The organism is Verrucomicrobiaceae bacterium, from assembly GCA_016713035.1.
Classification (GTDB): Bacteria; Verrucomicrobiota; Verrucomicrobiia; order Verrucomicrobiales; family Verrucomicrobiaceae; genus Prosthecobacter.
The window spans coordinates 175,636-192,701 of record JADJPW010000001.1 but is presented as its reverse complement, the minus strand read 5'-3'; the positions used below and the strand labels follow the sequence as shown (position 1 = coordinate 192,701).

14 protein-coding genes and 4 pseudogenes are annotated in these 17,066 nt (G+C 58.7%); 14 read left to right on the top strand and 4 right to left on the bottom strand.

What is annotated here, in order from left to right; genetic code table 11:
• Positions 1-12: 12 nt before the first annotated feature.
• The 4 genes and pseudogenes from IPK32_00815 (at position 13) to IPK32_00800 (ending at position 5,736) form a co-directional block, all read left to right on the top strand.
• Positions 13-3,076 (top strand): annotated as a pseudogene (locus tag IPK32_00815) (efflux RND transporter permease subunit).
• Positions 3,073-3,516: a hypothetical protein gene (locus IPK32_00810; GenBank protein ID MBK8090560.1), complete on the top strand. Its 444-nt coding sequence runs from the start codon at positions 3,073-3,075 to the stop codon at positions 3,514-3,516. Before IPK32_00815 ends, IPK32_00810 begins: the two are co-directional and overlap by 4 nt.
• A gap of 87 nt (positions 3,517-3,603) precedes the next feature.
• The gene (locus tag IPK32_00805; GenBank protein ID MBK8090559.1) at positions 3,604-4,725 is read left to right on the top strand and encodes an exo-alpha-sialidase; all 1,122 of its coding nucleotides are present in this window, start codon (positions 3,604-3,606) and stop codon (positions 4,723-4,725) included.
• A gap of 45 nt (positions 4,726-4,770) precedes the next feature.
• Positions 4,771-5,736: a heavy-metal-associated domain-containing protein gene (locus IPK32_00800; protein MBK8090558.1), complete on the top strand. Its 966-nt coding sequence runs from the start codon at positions 4,771-4,773 to the stop codon at positions 5,734-5,736.
• A gap of 244 nt (positions 5,737-5,980) precedes the next feature.
• Here IPK32_00800 and IPK32_00795 read toward each other — a convergent pair whose 3' ends face one another.
• Complete coding sequence (locus IPK32_00795; protein ID MBK8090557.1) at positions 5,981-6,580, bottom strand: hypothetical protein; 600 nt, start codon at positions 6,578-6,580, stop codon at positions 5,981-5,983.
• Between the two features lie 159 nt (positions 6,581-6,739).
• Here IPK32_00795 and IPK32_00790 point away from each other — a divergent pair, with 159 nt between their 5' ends.
• From IPK32_00790 to IPK32_00760, 7 genes and pseudogenes are all read left to right on the top strand, one after another.
• Entirely contained in the window at positions 6,740-8,101 is a 1,362-nt protein-coding gene (locus IPK32_00790; protein MBK8090556.1) for a DUF1501 domain-containing protein, read from the top strand.
• Between the two features lie 37 nt (positions 8,102-8,138).
• Positions 8,139-9,290 carry a Zn-dependent alcohol dehydrogenase gene (locus tag IPK32_00785; protein MBK8090555.1) on the top strand — a complete coding sequence of 384 codons (1,152 nt, stop codon included), beginning with the start codon at positions 8,139-8,141 and terminating at the stop codon, positions 9,288-9,290.
• Between the two features lie 28 nt (positions 9,291-9,318).
• A pseudogene (gene uxaC, locus IPK32_00780) lies at positions 9,319-10,724 on the top strand (glucuronate isomerase).
• Positions 10,725-10,747: 23 nt separating this feature from the next.
• Positions 10,748-11,194, top strand: a complete 447-nt coding sequence (locus IPK32_00775; GenBank protein ID MBK8090554.1) for a PIN domain-containing protein — start codon at positions 10,748-10,750, stop codon at positions 11,192-11,194.
• Positions 11,191-11,427, top strand: coding sequence for a hypothetical protein (locus IPK32_00770; protein MBK8090553.1), 237 nt, complete (start codon positions 11,191-11,193; stop codon positions 11,425-11,427). Before IPK32_00775 ends, IPK32_00770 begins: the two co-directional genes overlap by 4 nt.
• Positions 11,428-11,454: 27 nt before the next feature.
• Positions 11,455-11,642 (top strand): annotated as a pseudogene (locus tag IPK32_00765) (glucuronate isomerase).
• A 1,311-nt stretch (positions 11,643-12,953) separates the two neighbouring features.
• Positions 12,954-13,318: pseudogene (locus IPK32_00760) on the top strand (glucuronate isomerase).
• A gap of 116 nt (positions 13,319-13,434) precedes the next feature.
• Here the strand turns inward: IPK32_00760 and IPK32_00755 are convergent.
• The 3 genes from IPK32_00755 to IPK32_00745 form a co-directional block, all read right to left on the bottom strand.
• Positions 13,435-13,719, bottom strand: coding sequence for an immunity protein 32 (locus IPK32_00755; GenBank protein MBK8090552.1), 285 nt, complete (start codon positions 13,717-13,719; stop codon positions 13,435-13,437).
• 577 nt (positions 13,720-14,296) lie between these two features.
• Positions 14,297-14,764, bottom strand: coding sequence for a hypothetical protein (locus IPK32_00750; GenBank protein MBK8090551.1), 468 nt, complete (start codon positions 14,762-14,764; stop codon positions 14,297-14,299).
• A gap of 78 nt (positions 14,765-14,842) precedes the next feature.
• Complete coding sequence (locus IPK32_00745) at positions 14,843-15,328, bottom strand: hypothetical protein (protein MBK8090550.1); 486 nt, start codon at positions 15,326-15,328, stop codon at positions 14,843-14,845.
• On the opposite strand from IPK32_00745, the gene IPK32_00740 reads away from it, so the two are divergent.
• The 3 genes from IPK32_00740 (at position 15,327) to IPK32_00730 (ending at position 16,991) form a co-directional block, all read left to right on the top strand.
• On the top strand, positions 15,327-15,515 hold the full coding sequence (locus tag IPK32_00740; GenBank protein MBK8090549.1) for a glucuronate isomerase: 189 nt from the start codon (positions 15,327-15,329) through the stop codon (positions 15,513-15,515). The two genes, IPK32_00745 and IPK32_00740, sit on opposite strands and share 2 nt — an antisense overlap.
• Positions 15,516-15,723: 208 nt before the next feature.
• Positions 15,724-16,551, top strand: a complete 828-nt coding sequence (locus tag IPK32_00735; protein MBK8090548.1) for a RidA family protein — start codon at positions 15,724-15,726, stop codon at positions 16,549-16,551.
• A gap of 11 nt (positions 16,552-16,562) precedes the next feature.
• The gene (locus tag IPK32_00730) at positions 16,563-16,991 is read left to right on the top strand and encodes a hypothetical protein (protein ID MBK8090547.1); all 429 of its coding nucleotides are present in this window, start codon (positions 16,563-16,565) and stop codon (positions 16,989-16,991) included.
• The last annotated feature ends 75 nt before the right edge of the window (positions 16,992-17,066 follow it).

Sequence of the window (17,066 nt, the reverse complement as noted above, 5' to 3'; positions counted from 1 at the left end):
GGAGGCCCAGCCATGCTAAACCGCCTCATCCATTTCTCTCTGCACCACCGACCTCTCATTTTGATGATGGCGCTGGTGGTGCTGATCTTTGGGGCGCAGACGCTCACAGAGCTGCCGGTGGAGGTGCTGCCGGATATGACGAAACCGACAGTGACCATTTTGACAGAATCTCCGGGACTCGCACCTGAGGAAGTGGAGGCGCTCGTCACGCAGCCCATCGAGGCGGCAGTGCAGGGCGTGGGCGGGCTGGATCGGCTGCGGTCGAACTCAGATGTGGGCCTGTCGCTTGTTTTTGCGGAGTTCGGCTGGGGCACAGACATTTACCGTGCACGGCAGCTCGTGCAGGAGCGACTGCAAGGCGCAGCGCTGCCGAAAGGCGTCAAAGCAGGCATGACGCCGGTCTCCTCGCTCATGGGAGAAATCGTGCTCGTGGGGCTGAAGAGCACCGATGGCAAGACGACACCGGTGGAGCTGCGAGTGCTCGCAGATTGGACCGTGCGGCGGCGCTTGCAGAGCATTCGCGGTATCGCAGAGGTGCTGACCATCGGCGGTGGCGTGCGGCAGATCGAGGTGCGGCCACATCCGCATCGCATGGCCGCTTTTGGCGTGAGTTTTGATGAAATCGAGGCCGCTGTGAGCCGTGCCAGTGGCAATGCCACGAGTGGTTATCTGCAAAATGGCCCGCGTGAGGTCATGGGGCGCAATCTCGGCATGAGCACCAGCTTGGACGATCTGGCAAAAACGGTGATCAAGGCAGTCGATCATCGCCCTGTGCTCATTAGCGACGTGGCGGAGGTCGTGCACGGCGTGCAGCCCATGCGCGGCGACGCCAGCGTGAATGGGACGATGGGCGTGGTGCTCAGTATCGACAAAGCGCCCGGTTTTGACACGCTACGGCTAACGACAGAGGTCGAAGCAGCTCTGAAGGAGCTGAGTCTGCCAGCGGGAGTCTCAGCGGAGGTTTTGTTCCGCCAGGGTGATTTCATCGAGCATGCTATTGGAAATCTGAAGGAGGCCATTCGCGATGGTGCGGTGATGGTGGCGGTCATTCTGTTTCTTTTCTTGCTGAATCTGCGCACCACGTTCATCACGCTCATGGCGATGCCGCTGTCCTTTGCGGTGACGATTTTGGTCTTCAAACTCTTTGGAGTGAGTGTGAACTCCATGACGCTCGGTGGGCTCGCGGTAGCCATCGGCATGGTGGTGGACGATGCCATCGTCGATGTAGAAAATGTGTGGCGGCGACTGCGGGAAAATCCGGGCAAAATCAGGCTCGACATCATCGCTACAGCCTCTAGCGAGGTGCGGAACTCGATCCTGTATGCGACGGTTTTGGTGATGCTGGTGTTTTTGCCACTGATGGGGCTCGAAGGCATCGAAGGGCGGCTTTTCACCCCCATCGCCATTGCGACGATCACCAGCATGGCGGCATCGTTCATCGTCTCGCTGACAGTGATCCCGGTTTTGTGCTCGCTGATGCTCAAAGGGAACGGAAAGCCCATGGAGATGGCTTTGTCGTCCGAGCGATGAAATGGACGGTGAGACATACTTTTCTGCGTTTTGCCCTGGGAGCACCTGTGGTGACTCTGGCACTTGTTGGGGTGCTCTTGATCGCGGCGTTGATGCTTTACCCCAAGATGGGCAAAGAGTTCCTCCCGGCCTTTAATGAGGGCAGTGCGACGATTTCGCTCGCAGGTGCTCCAGGCACCTCGCTGGCGCATTCAAACGAAGTCGGTGAGGCGGCGGTGCGGCTGTTAAGGAGCATCCCAGAAGTGAAAAGCGTCGGCAGACGGGCTGGTCGTGCAGAGCGTGATGACCATGTGATGCCCGTGAGCGTGAACGAGCTGGATGTGGAGTTTTTCGACAACGGCAGGCCTCGCGACGAGGTTTTTCGCGAGATCCGTGAGAAGCTCGGCAAAATTCCTGGCACAGCATTGAACATCGGCCAGCCCATCGGCCACAGGCTCTCACACATGCTCAGTGGCGTGTCAGCAAAGATTGCGGTGAAAATTTTCGGCCCCGATTTAGCCGTGCTGCGTGAGAAAGGTGAGAAGGTGCGCGACATCGCTAAAACCGTGCCCGGATTGACCGATGTGAACCTGGAGGCGCAGGTGCCGATACCCCAGATCAAGATCGAAGTGAATCGCGAGCGAGCCGTCGCCTACGGTGTGCAACCAGGGACACTCAATGAGCAGGTATCGACCCTTCTCGGGGGTAAAATGCTGGCGGAACTGCGCGAAGGCCCGCGCACGATCGATCTGGTGCTGCGGCTACCGGAGGCCTGGCGTGATTCGCCAGAAAAGTCGGTGATTTGCTGATCGAGACCACAAGCGGTCAGCGCATCCCGCTGCGCCTCGTGGCAGACATTCGCGAAGGCAAAGGCCCCAATGTGATCAATCGCGAAAGCACGCAGCGCCGCATCGTGATCAGCGCGAACAGCAATGTGCGTGACCTAGAGGGACTGGTGAAGCAATGGGAACCGGCGATCCGTGAAAAGGTGAAGCTGCCAGAAGGATACTTCCTGCGCTTTGAGGGGGAATTCCAGGCTCAACAGGCCGCTGCAAAGCGAATCACGCTCTATTTTGGCCTCGTACTCATTGTTGTGCTCGTGTTGCTGGCGAGTTTCTTTAGAAGCTTGTCACTCGCGCTTCAGGTGATGCTGAATATACCGCTCGCACTCATGGGTGGGCTCGCTTTGACGTGGTGGCTGATCGGGAATATCAGCATCGCCACGCTGGTGGGCTTCATCGCAGTAGGCGGAGTCGCCGCACGCAATGGCATCATGATGATCAGCCACTATCAGCATCTCATGCGTCATGAGGGAGAGGTCTTTGGCCGTGCGATGATCCTGCGTGGCACGTTAGAGCGCTTGGTGCCTGTATTGATGACGGCGCTGAGTGCTGGCATCGCCCTGATCCCGCTGCTGCTCGCCGCCCACGAGCCCGGCAAAGAAATCCTCCACCCCGTAGCCGTCGTCATCGCTGGCGGTCTGGTCAGCAGCACGCTGCTGGACCTGATGGTGACACCTGCGGTGTTTTATCTTTTCGGCAAACAACCAACCCAAACCACACCATGAAAACCAAACTCATCCTCCTTATTACCACACTCATCAGTAGCCTCGCTTTCGGCCACGAAGGCGTGGAGCGCGGGCCGAATGGCGGGCGCATCCTCGAATTCAGTGACAACGAAACCATGCACGGCGAGATCGCGGTCAAAGATGGCAAATTCCACATCGCTCTGCTGGATAAAGATATGAAAGCGGTCGTGATGAGCGAACAGTCACTCACCGCCGTCACTGGCGATCGTGCTGCACCTGCGAAGCTGGAGGTGACAAAGGACGCGAAGGGCTTCACGCTGCCGCTGGTGAAGGCGGGCGAGTGGCTGATCCTGCGCTACAAAGAAACGCCAAGCGCAAAAGCCATCACTGCACGCTTAGAATACAACACGGCCACCTGCGAGGAGTGCAAAGCCGAAGAATGGCTATGCAAGTGCAAGCCAGAGGCGGAGAAGAAATAACCCCAGTCCTGCCTGCTCCAGCACCGCAGCTTTTTCGAGCTGCGGCGCTGGACGGCGGCTATGGCCGCCCGCATTGATCCAATCCGTATGAAACACATCCTTCTCTCCCTGTTGATTCTCCCGCTTGCCTTAGCTGCGCAGGTGCAGGTGCAGGTGCAGGTGGAATCCCTGCCGGAGCCGGGCATCCAGCCGCAGGTCATCGTCACCTCCACCGGCCTCGTGCACCTCGTCTATCTCAAGGGCGATTCGAAGGCATGCGACATCCGCTATGCCTCACGCCGGGCCGACGGTGGCGCATGGTCCGCACCCATCACCGTGAACAGCGAGCCGCGCTCCGCCATTGCCGCAGGTACTATTCGCGGTGCGCAGGTCGCGCTGGGGAAAGATGGCAGCGTACAGGTCATCTGGAATGGCAACACAGGGGGCAAAAAGGACATGATGATGCGAGCCCCGCTACTGCATGCGCGGCTCCCATCAGGCGCAAAGGCCTTCAGTGCGCAGCAAAACCTCATCGGCGACACCACTGCTCTCGATGGCGGCGCTTCCATTGCCGCCAATGAAAAAGGACATGTCAGCGTCGTCTGGCACGCCGCGCCTGCCGGAGCGTCTGGAGAAGCCCAGCGCCTCGTCTATGTGCGATCCTCCACCGACGACGGCGGCACTTTCTCCGCTCCCACGCCGCTGAATGAACAACAGCCCGGCGTCTGCGCATGCTGCTCCCTGCGTGCGCATTTAGCCGCCGATGGAACGCTGAGCGTGCTCTATCGAGCCGCCACCGCACCGACCACCCGCGGCATGTGGTTCATCACCAGCAAGGCCAGTCGCAGTACTCTGACCAAGCTCGATGATTGGCGCGTCGCCATGTGTCCCATGAGCAGCGCCAGCCTCCTGCCCGCCGCGCAGACCCTGCGTGCCGCGTGGGAGAATGACGGCCAGATCATCACCAGCCTGATGAGTGCTCCTTCCAGTGAGGCGCAGAAAATCGGCCCCAGGAATGCCAAGCATCCCGTCCTGGCGCAAAATGCCCAAGGCCGCACCATCATCGCCAGCGTCATCGGCTCCGGCTGGGGGAAAGCAGGCAACCTGCATTGGGATGTTCTCGATGCCGAGGGCCACGTCACCGCATCTGGCGATGGCACCAAGCTGCCCGTTTCCAGTTACGCCGCTGCCTATGCCAAGCCGGATGGCAGCTTTGTCATCCTCCGTTGATCCGCTGCTAGTCTCGCCTGAGCAGGCCCCTCATCCACCCAGCTTATGAACCTACCACAAACCTTCCCTCTCACTGGCATGAGTTGCGGCTCATGCGTGTCAAAAATCACGGCACGGCTCCAGGAGCATCCAGACATCATCGAGGCAAACGTCACCCTCACACCGCCGCAGGCGCAGATCATCACCCGCACGGCATTGCGCTCTGCCGAACTCAATGACTGGCTTCGGCCGCTCGGCAAATACCAAGTGACCGAAGAAACACCACTCTCCGTGCCCAGCACCGCGCTGCCGCCGAAATCCGCGCAAACCTACAAGCCGCTGCTCATCCTGCTTGCCTATCTGTTGCTCGTCATCCTCGCCGCCAGTGTCGCTAGTAGTCATTTTGACCTCACGGAGGCCATGCGCTTGTTCATGGGCGGATTCTTCATCGCCTTCTCCTTCTTCAAAATGCTCGACTTGCGCGGCTTTGCCGATGCCTACCGGAGTTATGATATCGTCGCCAAGGTCTGGCCGGGTTACGGCATCGTCTATCCCTTTATCGAGCTCGGACTGGGCCTAGCCTATCTCGCAGACACCCATCCGCTGGTCGTGAATGCCATCACCGCCACCGTCATGGCTGTGAGTCTCGCCGGAGTGTTGCGTGCCGTGTTTTCCAACCGCGCAATCCGCTGCGCCTGCTTAGGCACCGTGTTTCAACTTCCCATGTCCACCGTCACCATCATTGAGGACGGTCTCATGCTTTTGATGGCCGTGTTCATGTTGTTCCCCGACCGCTCATTGAATGAACGGGCTTCAAGCGCCAGCCAGAGGCGGAGAAGAAGGAATCGACTCAGAATACGGTGCCCGGATGCGGCTCATCGCGGTGCCGGAGTGAGTGGAGCACTCCAGACCTGCGGTAAGCGGACGCCGGGGCGTGATTCGCCGCCGGGAATCACGAGTTTGCTCCGCCAAGTCACCGCTGGCGTGGTGACGAGTGAGAAGGGCACTTCGCCTGCTTCGGACCAAGATTGAGTTTGAAGATCAAAACACAAAATGGACCTCGGAAAGCCTGGGTGAGCGGATTTGGGCTCAAAGTTGGCCTTGGAGCCATCATCGCCGCCAAGGATGAAAATTTGGCTCCCGATGACGGGAGCAGGGTTCGGAGCCGCGACGCTGACACGCGGCAAATCGGGCAGTTTTTTCCATCCATTCGCCGCAGAGTAGCTCCAGGCATCTCGGAGCCACTCACGCTGCGCTTTACCATCGGGGCCTGGTTTCAAGGCGGCACCGCTAAAGAGGTAAACATGGCCATTCGCGGCCGCCATGCAGGCCAGGATGCGTCCGCCGCCAGGGCAGGGGAGAGTTCTTGCCATGTGGCATCTGCTTTCTTCAAATCGAGTGCCCAGAAGCTATCGAGCGCACGCGTCGCTGCGGGTAAGTCGATCCCTCCGGCGATGTAGAGCACTTCATCGAGCACGCAGCCGCTCATGAATGCGCAGGGTCGCGGCAATGGAGGAAGTGCAGTGCCGCCTTTGAGCCAGAAGACCTCACGGTAGTGCTCCGTGGCATTCCCACCGCCAGCGATGAGCATCCCTCGCTGCGTGGAGATGCTGACGCCATAGCCATTGGGCCTCGGGAGCTGCCCAGTGATGCGCCAGGTGCCATCTGGCTGATCGAGCTGATAAATGCTGTCATACCAGACCTTCGTGCCGCCTTCCCACGGCATCTTATCCGTGAAGTGAGTGCCACCAGCGATGATGAGTGCCCCGTCCTGCACCCCCGCAAAGGAGCCCGCAAAGCCGCGTGCATCTGGCACATCGGGCAGGCGAGTCCAGCTAGTGACGGTGAGAAAGAGCAGCATGGAGAAATGCATCATGCAGCGCCTAAACATGGGCTTGGTCCATCCGGCAAGTGACATGCAGTGTTGGCGGCCCTCTCCCGAACCATGTTTAAGCCGAATCATTTCACAGACAGAACTGGGATAGGGTGGGTGAAAAAAACGGCGTAGCCTATGCGTAGGTTTGTCCGCTCTCTCATGCTGACCATCTCTGGCAAAACCCACGGCAAATTCTGCGACGGTGTCTCCCGTCGTGATTTCTTGCGCATCGGCGGTCTCGCTATGGGTGGGTTATCGCTGCCGGAGCTGCTCAAGGCGGAGGCCGAGGCCAAAACCGGTCGCAGTTTCAAATCCGTCATCATGATCTACCTCTGTGGGGCACCCCCGCATCAGGACATGTATGACCTGAAGATGGATGCCCCACTGGAAATCCGTGGGCCGTATAAGCCGATCAAGACCGCTGTCCCCGGCATCCACATCTCTGAGCACGCACCGCGCCTGGCCAAGATCATGGACAAGCTGGTGCCCATCCGCAGCATGTATGGCAGTCCGAATGGAGCGCACGACAGCTTCATCTGCTACACTGGGCGTCCACCGCCCCCCAATGGCGGCAATGCACCCACAGGTAGGCTTTCGGATCCACCGTCCTTCGGCTCCGTCATCTCACGCTTGCAGGGGCAGGCTGATCCGGCCGTGCCCGCATTCGTCGGACTCGCTCCGAAGGCGGGGCATCCGCCCTACGGCTCGCCTGGGCACCCTGGATACACTGGGAACACCCATGCGGCCTTCCGTCCGAATGGTGCGGGCGTGGAGGATCTCCAGCTCAATGGCATCACGCTCGATCGCCTCGAAGATCGCCGCTCGCTGCTCGATGGCTTTGATCATTTCCGTCGTGAAATGGATGCCTCTGGCCTCGTCAGCAGCATGGATGCCTTCAATCAGCAGGCGCTCAATGTCCTCACCAGCAGCAAGCTGCTCCAGGCACTCGATTTGAGCAAAGAAACGCCCCAGACCCGCGAGCGCTATGGAAAAGGCGATGCGAAAAACTACGGGGATGGCGCTCCGCTCAATTTGGAGCACTTCCTCCTCGCACGCCGACTCGTGGAGGCCGGTGCCCGCGTCGTCACGCTGAATTTCGGACGCTGGGACTTCCATGATAACAATTACCCACAGCTCCTGCGGCACCTACCGCTCTTTGATCAGGGCATGAGTGCCCTCGTCGAGGATTTGCACCAGCGCGGCCTCGATAAAGACGTCGCCGTCGTCGCTTGGGGTGAGTTTGGCCGCACCCCCATCGTGAACAAAGACGGCGGCCGCGATCATTGGCCACGAGTCGGCGGTGCTTTGCTCGCTGGTGGTGGCTTAAAGACAGGCCAAGTCATCGGTGCGACGGATAGACTCGGCGGTGAGCCCACCGACCGACCGGTGCACTTCGGGGAGGTCTTTGCCACGCTCTATCGCCACATGGGCATCGACACCGTGAAGACCACACTCAGTGACCTCACGGGCCGCCCGCAGTATGTCGTCGATGGCTGGCAGCCCATGCCGGAGCTGATCTGAGACCGGCCCAGACCGTGCGTCTGCCAAATACTGCGGCTTGAAGAAAGTCCGCATCGCTGCGAAAAACGTGCCTACGCACATGCTCGCCCCCGCCGCCGTCCTTTACGCATCCAAAACCCCACTCCGTATCGAGGAAGTGGAGGTGCTACCTCCGCAGCGTGGGGAGGTCACCGTCCGCATGAAGGCCGCTGGCGTCTGCCACAGTGATCTCCATGTCATGAAAGGCGACCTCAGCATGCCCACACCCATCATCCTCGGGCATGAGGGCAGCGGCGTCATCGAAGCCGTCGGCGAAGGCGTCACCACGCTACAGGTCGGTGATCCCGTCATCCTCATGTGGCGTGGGCCACGTGGTCGCTGCGAATACTGCGCCGCAGGCCGCCCTGCACTCTGCGATATGGGCACCGCCATGCGCTTCACCGGCCTCATGCCAGATGGCACCACGCGTTTTCGCAACTCCGCAGGCGATAGCATCCGCCACTACGCTGGCGTGTCCGCATTCTCCAGTCTCAGCACCATGCCAGAGGCCAGTGTGGTGAAAATCCCCACTGGATTCAGCTTTGAAAAAGCCGCCCTCATCGGCTGTGGCGTCATCACCGGCGTCGGAGCCGTCATCAATGCCGCACAGGTCCGCCCCGGCTCCAGCGTCGCCATCATCGGCGTCGGCGGTATCGGCTTAAATATCGTCCAGGGAGCTCGACTCGCTGGCGCACGGCAAATCATCGCCGTGGACCATTTTCCGCGCAAAGAGGCCGATGCACGCCTTTTTGGCGCTACCGACTACATCGACGTCAGCGACGGAAAAGACCCCGTGGAGGCCATCAAAGCCCTCACCGGCGGAAAAGGCGTCGATTATGCCTTTGAGGCCTTTGGCAGCGGCAAAACGACCGAACAGGCCTTCGATGCCACCAAGAAAGGCGGCCTCTGTGTGGTCGTCGGCATCACCAGCGCCGCCGACCGCGCTCACATCAACATCAACCAACTCCTCTACGCTGAAAAAACGCTCCGAGGCAGTCTTTACGGCACCACACGGCCACGCACGGATCTACTCACCCTCATCGACATGCATCAGAGCGGCCAGCTCATGCTCGACGAGCTCATCACCACACGCTATCCGCTCTCCGAGATCAACGAAGCCTACGATGCCCTCCAGCGTGGCGAAGTCGCCCGCAGCCTCATTGTTTTTTAACCATTCACACATCACTCATTCCTCCCCCATGTCCTTCATCCACGACGACTTTCTCCTCTCCACGAAATCCGCCAGCCGCCTCTACCACTCGTTCGCCGAGAACGAGCCGATGATCGACTACCACAACCACCTCCCGCCGCAGGACATCGCCAAATACCGCCAGTTCGCCAATCTCTTCGAAACCTGGCTCGAAGGTGATCACTACAAATGGCGTGCGATGCGCTGCAACGGCATCCCGGAGAGCCACATCACTGGCTCCGCCTCTCCTCGCGATAAATTCCTCGCCTGGGCCAAAACCGTGCCGCAAACCCTGCGCAACCCGCTCTACCACTGGACCCACATCGAGCTGAAACGCTACTTCGGTATCGACGACCTGCTCAACGAGCAAACCGCCCCCGCCATCTGGGAAAAGACCGAGGCCATGCTCGCGCAGAAGGACATGAGCGCCCGCGGCATCCTCAAAAAATTCCAAGTCCGCGCCCTCTGCACCACGGACGATCCCATCGACGATCTCGCGCATCATCAGAAGTGCGCCGCCGATGGCTTCGAAGTCGGTGTCTATCCCACCTTCCGTCCCGACAAAGCTCTCGCTGTGCATGCACCCGAAGCCTGGAACGCCTGGTGTGACAAACTCAGCGCCGCCAGCGGCATCGACGTGAAAAACTACGCCACGCTGCTCGACGCCCTCACGCAGCGTCACGATTTCTTCCACAGCGTCGGCGGTCGCCTCAGCGATCACGGCTTGAACTACTGCCACGCCAATTTCGTCAGCGATGCCGAAGCCGAGCGCATCTTCCAAAAAGCCCGCAGCGGCACCGCCGCCACCGCTTCTGAGCAGGATCAGTTCGCCAGCAACATCATGCTCCACGTCGGCCGCCTGAATGCCGCCAAAGGCTGGACCATGCAGCTCCACCTCGGCCCCGTGCGCAACAACAACAGCCGCCTCGCCCGCCAGATCGGTGCCGATGTCGGCTGCGACAGCATCGGCGACTGGCCGCAGGCCGAGACGCTCTCCCGCTTCCTCGACCGCCTCGAAACCGAGGACCACCTGCCCAAAACCGTCCTCTACAACGTCAATCCCGCCGCCAACTACGTCTTCGGCACCATGGCCGGCAACTACGCCGATGGCACCACGCCCGGCAAAGTGCAGTTCGGCAGCGGTTGGTGGTTCGTGGATCAAAAGAAGGCATGGAGTGGCAGATCAACGCCCTCAGCAACCTCGGCCTCCTCAGCCGCTTCATCGGCATGCTCACCGACAGCCGCAGCTTCATGAGCTTCCCCCGCCACGAATACTTCCGCCGCACGTTGTGCAACCTCCTCGGCAACGACATCGAATCCGGCCTCATCCCCAACGACGAAGCCCTCGTTGGCCAGATGGTCAAAAACATCTGCTACGCGAACGCGAAGGCCTATTTGGGGCTGGCTAGGTCGTGATCAAACCATGATGCCACCATTTCATGCGTCTCTACCTTGACACATGTAGCCTGAACCGCCCCTGGGATGACCAGTCTCAGGTGCGCATCCATTTGGAGGCTGAAGCGGTCATTTACCTTCTGGATGCTGCGCGTCGAGGCGCGGTGACCCTCGTGAGTAGCGACTATCTTCTCGCTGAGATTCATGACATTCCCGATCCTGTCCGCCAGTCTGATGTGCTTTCTCTGCTGAAACCCGCTGCACTTCATGTGCCTCAGCATGCCAGTATCGAAAACCGGGCACAGCCTCTCTCTGCATGGAGCATTCGCGGCTATGATGCACTCCATCTTGCCGCTGCCGAGGCATCACAGTGCGACTATTTTCTCACCACCGATGATCGCCTCATCCGTCGTTGCCACCGCGCAGGATCAGCCATTCGAGTGAAAGTCTTGAATCCTTTCGATTTTCCCGCATCTTCTCCATCAACATGACCACCCTGAACGAGATCAATCTCAAAGCCCGGCAAGTGCTCCGCAGCGCCCTAGGTGCAGCCGACTACGCCCGGTATCAGCAGCAGTTCAGCGCAGGTTCCGGGGATTACACCGCCGAAAGACACACCAACGAAGAACGGGACACAGATGCCATTGCAGCTCATGTGAAGGACTTGAAGACCGCCGGACTCCTTCCCCCTCCACCATCGGCTCAAGTGCTCCCAATTGGGTGACTTACCGATTCTTGGCGCTTCATCGGCATGCTCACCGACAGCCGCAGCTTCATGAGCTTCCCCGCCATGAATACTTCCGCCGCACCTTGTGCAACCTCCTCGGCACCGACATCGAAAACGGCCTCATCCCCAACGACGAAGCCCTCGTCGGCCAGATGGTGAAAAACATCTGCTACGGCAACGCGAAGGCGTATCTGGGGCTGGCGAGGTCGTGAGGCACCTCGAGCCCAACCTCTCGGCCTCATGCATCCGTTTTGTTCGCCCTTGTTTGGCCTGTGATTGTGGTAGTCATGGCTAGAGGATGATGCGACAACTCTGCAGAATCGGAAATGTCTAGTGGGCCAGTCCGTGAAGCCGCCCGCACACGAAGGGCAATTGAGCGGCGGGACATCTGGGTCCGCAATAAACCACCACAAGTAAGTCCGCAATCCTCGCTCTGTGATCGAAGTGGCAAGCCGACGTCCAGTTTGATTAACAGCGCCGGAGGGATCAGACAAAGCTCTGGCGGCCATCTCCTCGTAGTCGCCCGAGTCCAGCCATAAGTGATAAAATGCATTTTCGACTGAAAGCCAGGAGGCAATGTCCTCGGCGATGTGCAAATCAATCGGAACACGCTCAGGAGCGACCTCACCGTTGCACTCGATGCAGTAGATGTGGCATGGACCAAGAGAGTTTCTGAGCATAATGGCGGAAAGCTCGGAACAGCGACATATCTCATCATCCGGAGTCGGAGGAGGTAGCCGTAACTTGGAAAATGGGTCATCCATCGACTACGGATAGCTTGTTGTAGTTGTTGCGAACGCTTCGGATCAGGCGACGGCGAGCGGGAGGCGTCGATGACACGACAGATGCCATTCGAGCCGTTGCCTGCATTCCATTTCGACCTTGTGTGGCCGACCGTTTGCTCAGGGCTAATCAAGTCTGGCTGGTATATCATCTGTTCGACTCTTCCGCGTAAATAGCAAAGGAACAAGTCCTACTGAAGCGCCGACGATACATGCTCGGACAAGAGGTTCGTATGGTGGATGCCACAGGTCGGTGACAATCTCTGCAAGGGTTGCCCCCACCGCTACCCCGAGAGCAAAAAGTAAATGGTGCCTCTTTCGAGTGATATCCGAAATGCGGCTGTTCACAATCAACATCACAGCACCAGCCGAGACTAGCGAGACGATAAAGGTCGTGAGATACTGGAGCATGGACGCTGTTAGTTGGGCGAACGTTCTTTAGTCACAATAAAGTGTGGGCGAATCAGATTCGCCCACAGTTTTTCAGTGATCAAGGAAGGCAATGAAAGAGTTGATGTCACACCGAGAGCCGACCCGGCTGTAGGCCGAAGGGGTTCTTTGGGCGGCGTTCGTTTTGACTCGCTGGGGAGGCCATGTCGGCGGTGAGTTTGAGTTCGCGGCGGGCGGAGTTGATTTTTTGTTCGACGAGGGTGCGGAAGTCTTGGGGGAGGGCGCTGGCGGTTCGTTGGGCTTTGGGATCGGGCCCAGTTGGCGTGGTCGTAGGCCGCTGCTTGGGTGGCGATGAATTTTGCTCGTTTGGAGATTACTCGACACGCGACGAATATGTCACGCACGATCTTTTGGCTTACCCTCGAAACAGGACCCGGCAGCGGTTGGTGGTTCTTCGATCAAAAGAAGGCATGGAGTGGCAGATCAATGCGCTGAGCAATCTGGGCCTGCTGAGCCGCTTCATCGGCATGCTCACGGACAGCCGCAGCTTCATGAGCTTCCCGCGCCACGAGTACTTCCGCCGCACGTTGTGTAACCTCCTCGGCACCGACATCGAAAACGGCCTCCTACCGAATGACGAAGCCCTCGTCGGCCAGATGGTGAAAAACATCTGCTACGCGAATGCGAAGGCCTATTTGGGGCTGGCGAGGTCGTGAGGCACCCCGAGCCCAACGTCAAAGATCAGCGAGACGGTTGCTTGGCGCGAAGCGTGCGTAAGCACGATCCGTGACAAGAAATCGTCTTCGCTGCATCCCATTGTTAGACTCAGTTTTCATTTTCTGAATCCGTGCTTTTTCGCCCACTCTTCGGTCCATCCATAAATCTTAACATGGTGGATTATATCGCCCTCTTTCTCGCATCCCGTAGTCTCGGATAACTCATCTCCTGCCCACGCATCCGTGTGCAAATGGTCGTGGTCGCAGGATCCGCCATCAACCTTCCGCTTCAGACGCTCGATCTGCGCGATTAAGAGCGCGAGTCCCTCCGAGTCAGCATGGACTGCGAGCCGGCCCTTGCCGTCGGAGATGAAAGACAGTGTGTATTTTGGTTTGGCCATTTTCTTCTGCCTAACGATGATGTGGAGGCACGCGGGAGATGAAAGCTCGAATTCAAAGAAGGACGTTAACCCGCGTTGCCTCGCATGCCTTTTTCTCCTTCTTTTTTGCGATGTTGCCTAGCGACGTCATAGGTAGCGGGCGGATTAGGAGCCAGTAAGCAGCGATAGCGAACATCCATAGGAGGATCCAAAAAACCCTCACTGAAAGTCTCTATATAGCCAGTGACTAATAGTGACGCTAAAATACCCGGAGCAGCAACGAAAACAACAAAGTTTCAACCAAGCGAACCCACTTTCTGTTCTGAGGAAGCAGAATTATCACTCCGAGCAACATTGGAATAGAAAAGACTGCCGCAATGACCATCGCTGCTAGATTCTCAGAACGTGACAGTGGTCCGTATGGCTGCATGAATGCAATGTTGATTGCGATGCCGAGAAGAAGACTAGCCGTGAGTGCTGCCGATGCGACTACAACTCCAATGCGAAATGCGATGTGTCTGGCGACTGATCGCGCTACTTTTGCAATGGTCTTCATTTCTTGGAGAACTTTGTTTAGTCACTATAAATTGTGGGCGAATCAGATTCGCCCACAATTTTCGAGTGAGCAAGGGAGGCAATGAGAGATTTGATGGCACACCAACAGCCGACCCGGCTGTAGGCCGAAGGGTTTCGGTGGGCGGCGTTCGTTTTGACTCGCTGGGGGAGGCCAGGTCGGCGGTGAGGTGGAGTTCGCGGCGGGCGGGGTTGATGTTTTGTTGGACGAGGGGCGGAGGTCTTGGAGGAGGGTGCTGGCAGTTTGTTGGGCTTGGGATTGGGCCCAGTTGGCTTGGTCGTAGGCATCCGCCAGGGTGGCGATGGCGGTGATCTCGGCGGCGATGACGCCTTTGAGGACGATTTTTGGCGGAGTGCCGGTCAATTGATCGCGGGCGCATTTGGCGACGCGGATGAGCTCGCATGTGACGGCGTTGCTGAGGTTCTGGCCGATGCCGAAGGCGGCGAGTTGGGCGTCGTCGCCAGCGAAGGTGCGGCGGGTACCTTTGAGCATGATAGTTGAGCACGGCTTTCTTGCAGCCTACTGCCAGACGCTGAACGCCCGGTGGTCCGTGAATGGAAAAGCCCCCCTTCAGCCCCAAGTCTGCCCGATAGGTAAAACCGCCGCCATCGGAATGCGCTGGCCGGTTTTGGGGGATTGGCGAGGAGGTGTCGCCGCACCATCCTCTCTACGGTGCTTGACATTCCCGCGCTGCGCTTTGACAGAGTGGTTCTGCACTTTGACATTCCCACGCCGTGCTTTGACAGAATTATTCTGCGCTTTGGCACTCCCGCTCTGCGCTTTGGCATTCCCGCGCTGCGCTTTGGCATTCCCGCGCTGCGCTTTGGCATTCCCGCACTGCGCTTTAGCAAAATGGTTCTGCGTTTTGACATTTCCGCGCTGCGCTTTGGCAGAATGGTTCTGCGCTTCGACATTCCCACGTTGCACTTTGACAGAATGGTTCTGTGCTTTGGCATTCCCGCGTTGCGCTTTGACATCCCCGCGCTGCGCTTTGGCAGGACGGTTCTGTGCTTTGGCATTTAACGCCCTCGGCCTCCTCAGCTGCTTCATCGGCATGCCCACCGACAAGCCGCAGCTTCATGAGCTTCCCCGCCACGAATACTTCCGCCGCACCTCTGCAACCTCCTCGGCAACGACATCGAAAACGGCCACGTCCCGAACGACGAAAGCCCTCGTCGGCCAGATGGTCAAAAACATCTGCGACGCGAACGCGAAGGCGTATCTGGGGCTGGCGCGGTCGTGAGTGACTTCGACGGACATAAAGGGGCATAATCTCGGCGTTTAGGACTTCCCTGGGGGGTAAATCGCTCAGGTGCTCTGCTGGCTGAACGCAAGGTCGGCACAGCACTCAGCAACATACGTTTACAGGGTTGCTCGTTGTGAACTGTGGAGCTGTCTGTCTCCGGCCGGAGGCAGAGGGTCCGCAGCCTACTTCCTAGAACCCTTACCCCATGTCTCATGTTCACGTTGATGGTCTTATCAGTCACAGCCTCGCGCCAGATAGGAGACTGCTGGGAGAGAATGCAGAGAAGGGGGCTCCACTGGGCGTTGCGAACGTGGGAAGGGTATTTCCGTCGCATCTCATCGGTCAGCAGCATCACACGGTGGTCGATTTGGGCAATGTGAAGCGCGTGGCCATGATGGTGACGCCGGAGGGTGGGGGTGACTTCCGTGATGAGGCCTGGGAGGCTGTTTCTACGATCCGTGCGATATTGCGACAGCAGGGGGAGCCAATGGCGGTGACGATGCAGACTGTTTTCATCCGTGACCGTGCGGATGTGCCTGCGGCGAAGCAGATTTTTGAGGCTTATTATGGGGAACGCATGCCGCTGACGTTGTTTGTGGTGCAGCCACCGTGTGAGGGCAGGGGACTTGCCATCGAAGCCTGGGCGGTGAGTGCTAGCACGGCAAAAGTGGACTACCACGGCGAGCATCTGGTGACGGTGAGCTATGATGGGATGCGCTGGATTTATGCCTCAGGCGGGTCCTTGCACCGTGAGGGACGCACAGCCTATGAGCAGTCGCTGGAGGCCTTTGAGAGCATGCGCCGCGTGCTCGCGGAGGCTGGAGCGGCCTTTGAGGATGTGGTGCGGGTGTGGCTCTACCAGGGATGCATCACCGAGGTGGTGGACGGCGTGGAGCGTTACCGTGAGCTGAATCGGGCCCGCACGGACTTTTTGCCAATATCGCCTTCGATAACCGGCCTGTACCGGTGGTGCATCCAGGCTACGCCGTTTATCCGGCTAGTACAGGCATTGGCACGCATTGCCACGGTCTGATCACAGCCTGCATGGCGCTGCAAACCGAGCGCACGGATGTCTCGCTTTTGGCGCTGGAGAATCCGCTACAAACCTCTGCCTTCGATTACCCGAAGGAGTATTCTGCGAAGAGTCCAAAATTCGCACGTGCGATGGCTGTGCGGGCAGGAGACCATGTGACCACATGGGTCTCTGGCACGGCTAGCATCGTGAATGCAGAGACCGTCCACCCAGGTGATGCAGGAAAGCAAACGGAGCAGACGCTGACCAATATCGAGCGGCTCATCTCTGCGGAGAATTTCGCCCGACTCGGATGGGCGGATGTGGGCGCGACGCTGGATGATTTGGCAAAGATCCATGTTTATGTGAAGCACGCAGAGGATTTTGAAAAAGTCCGCGCTGTGTGTGAGCGACGGCTAGGGTGCGCTGCCGACGATTTATGCCCAGGCGGATGTGTGTAGGCCAGATTTGCTGGTCGAGATCGAAGGTGTGGCCTTCTCACGTATTCTCGAGCGGAACTCACCGTCCAAAGGAGG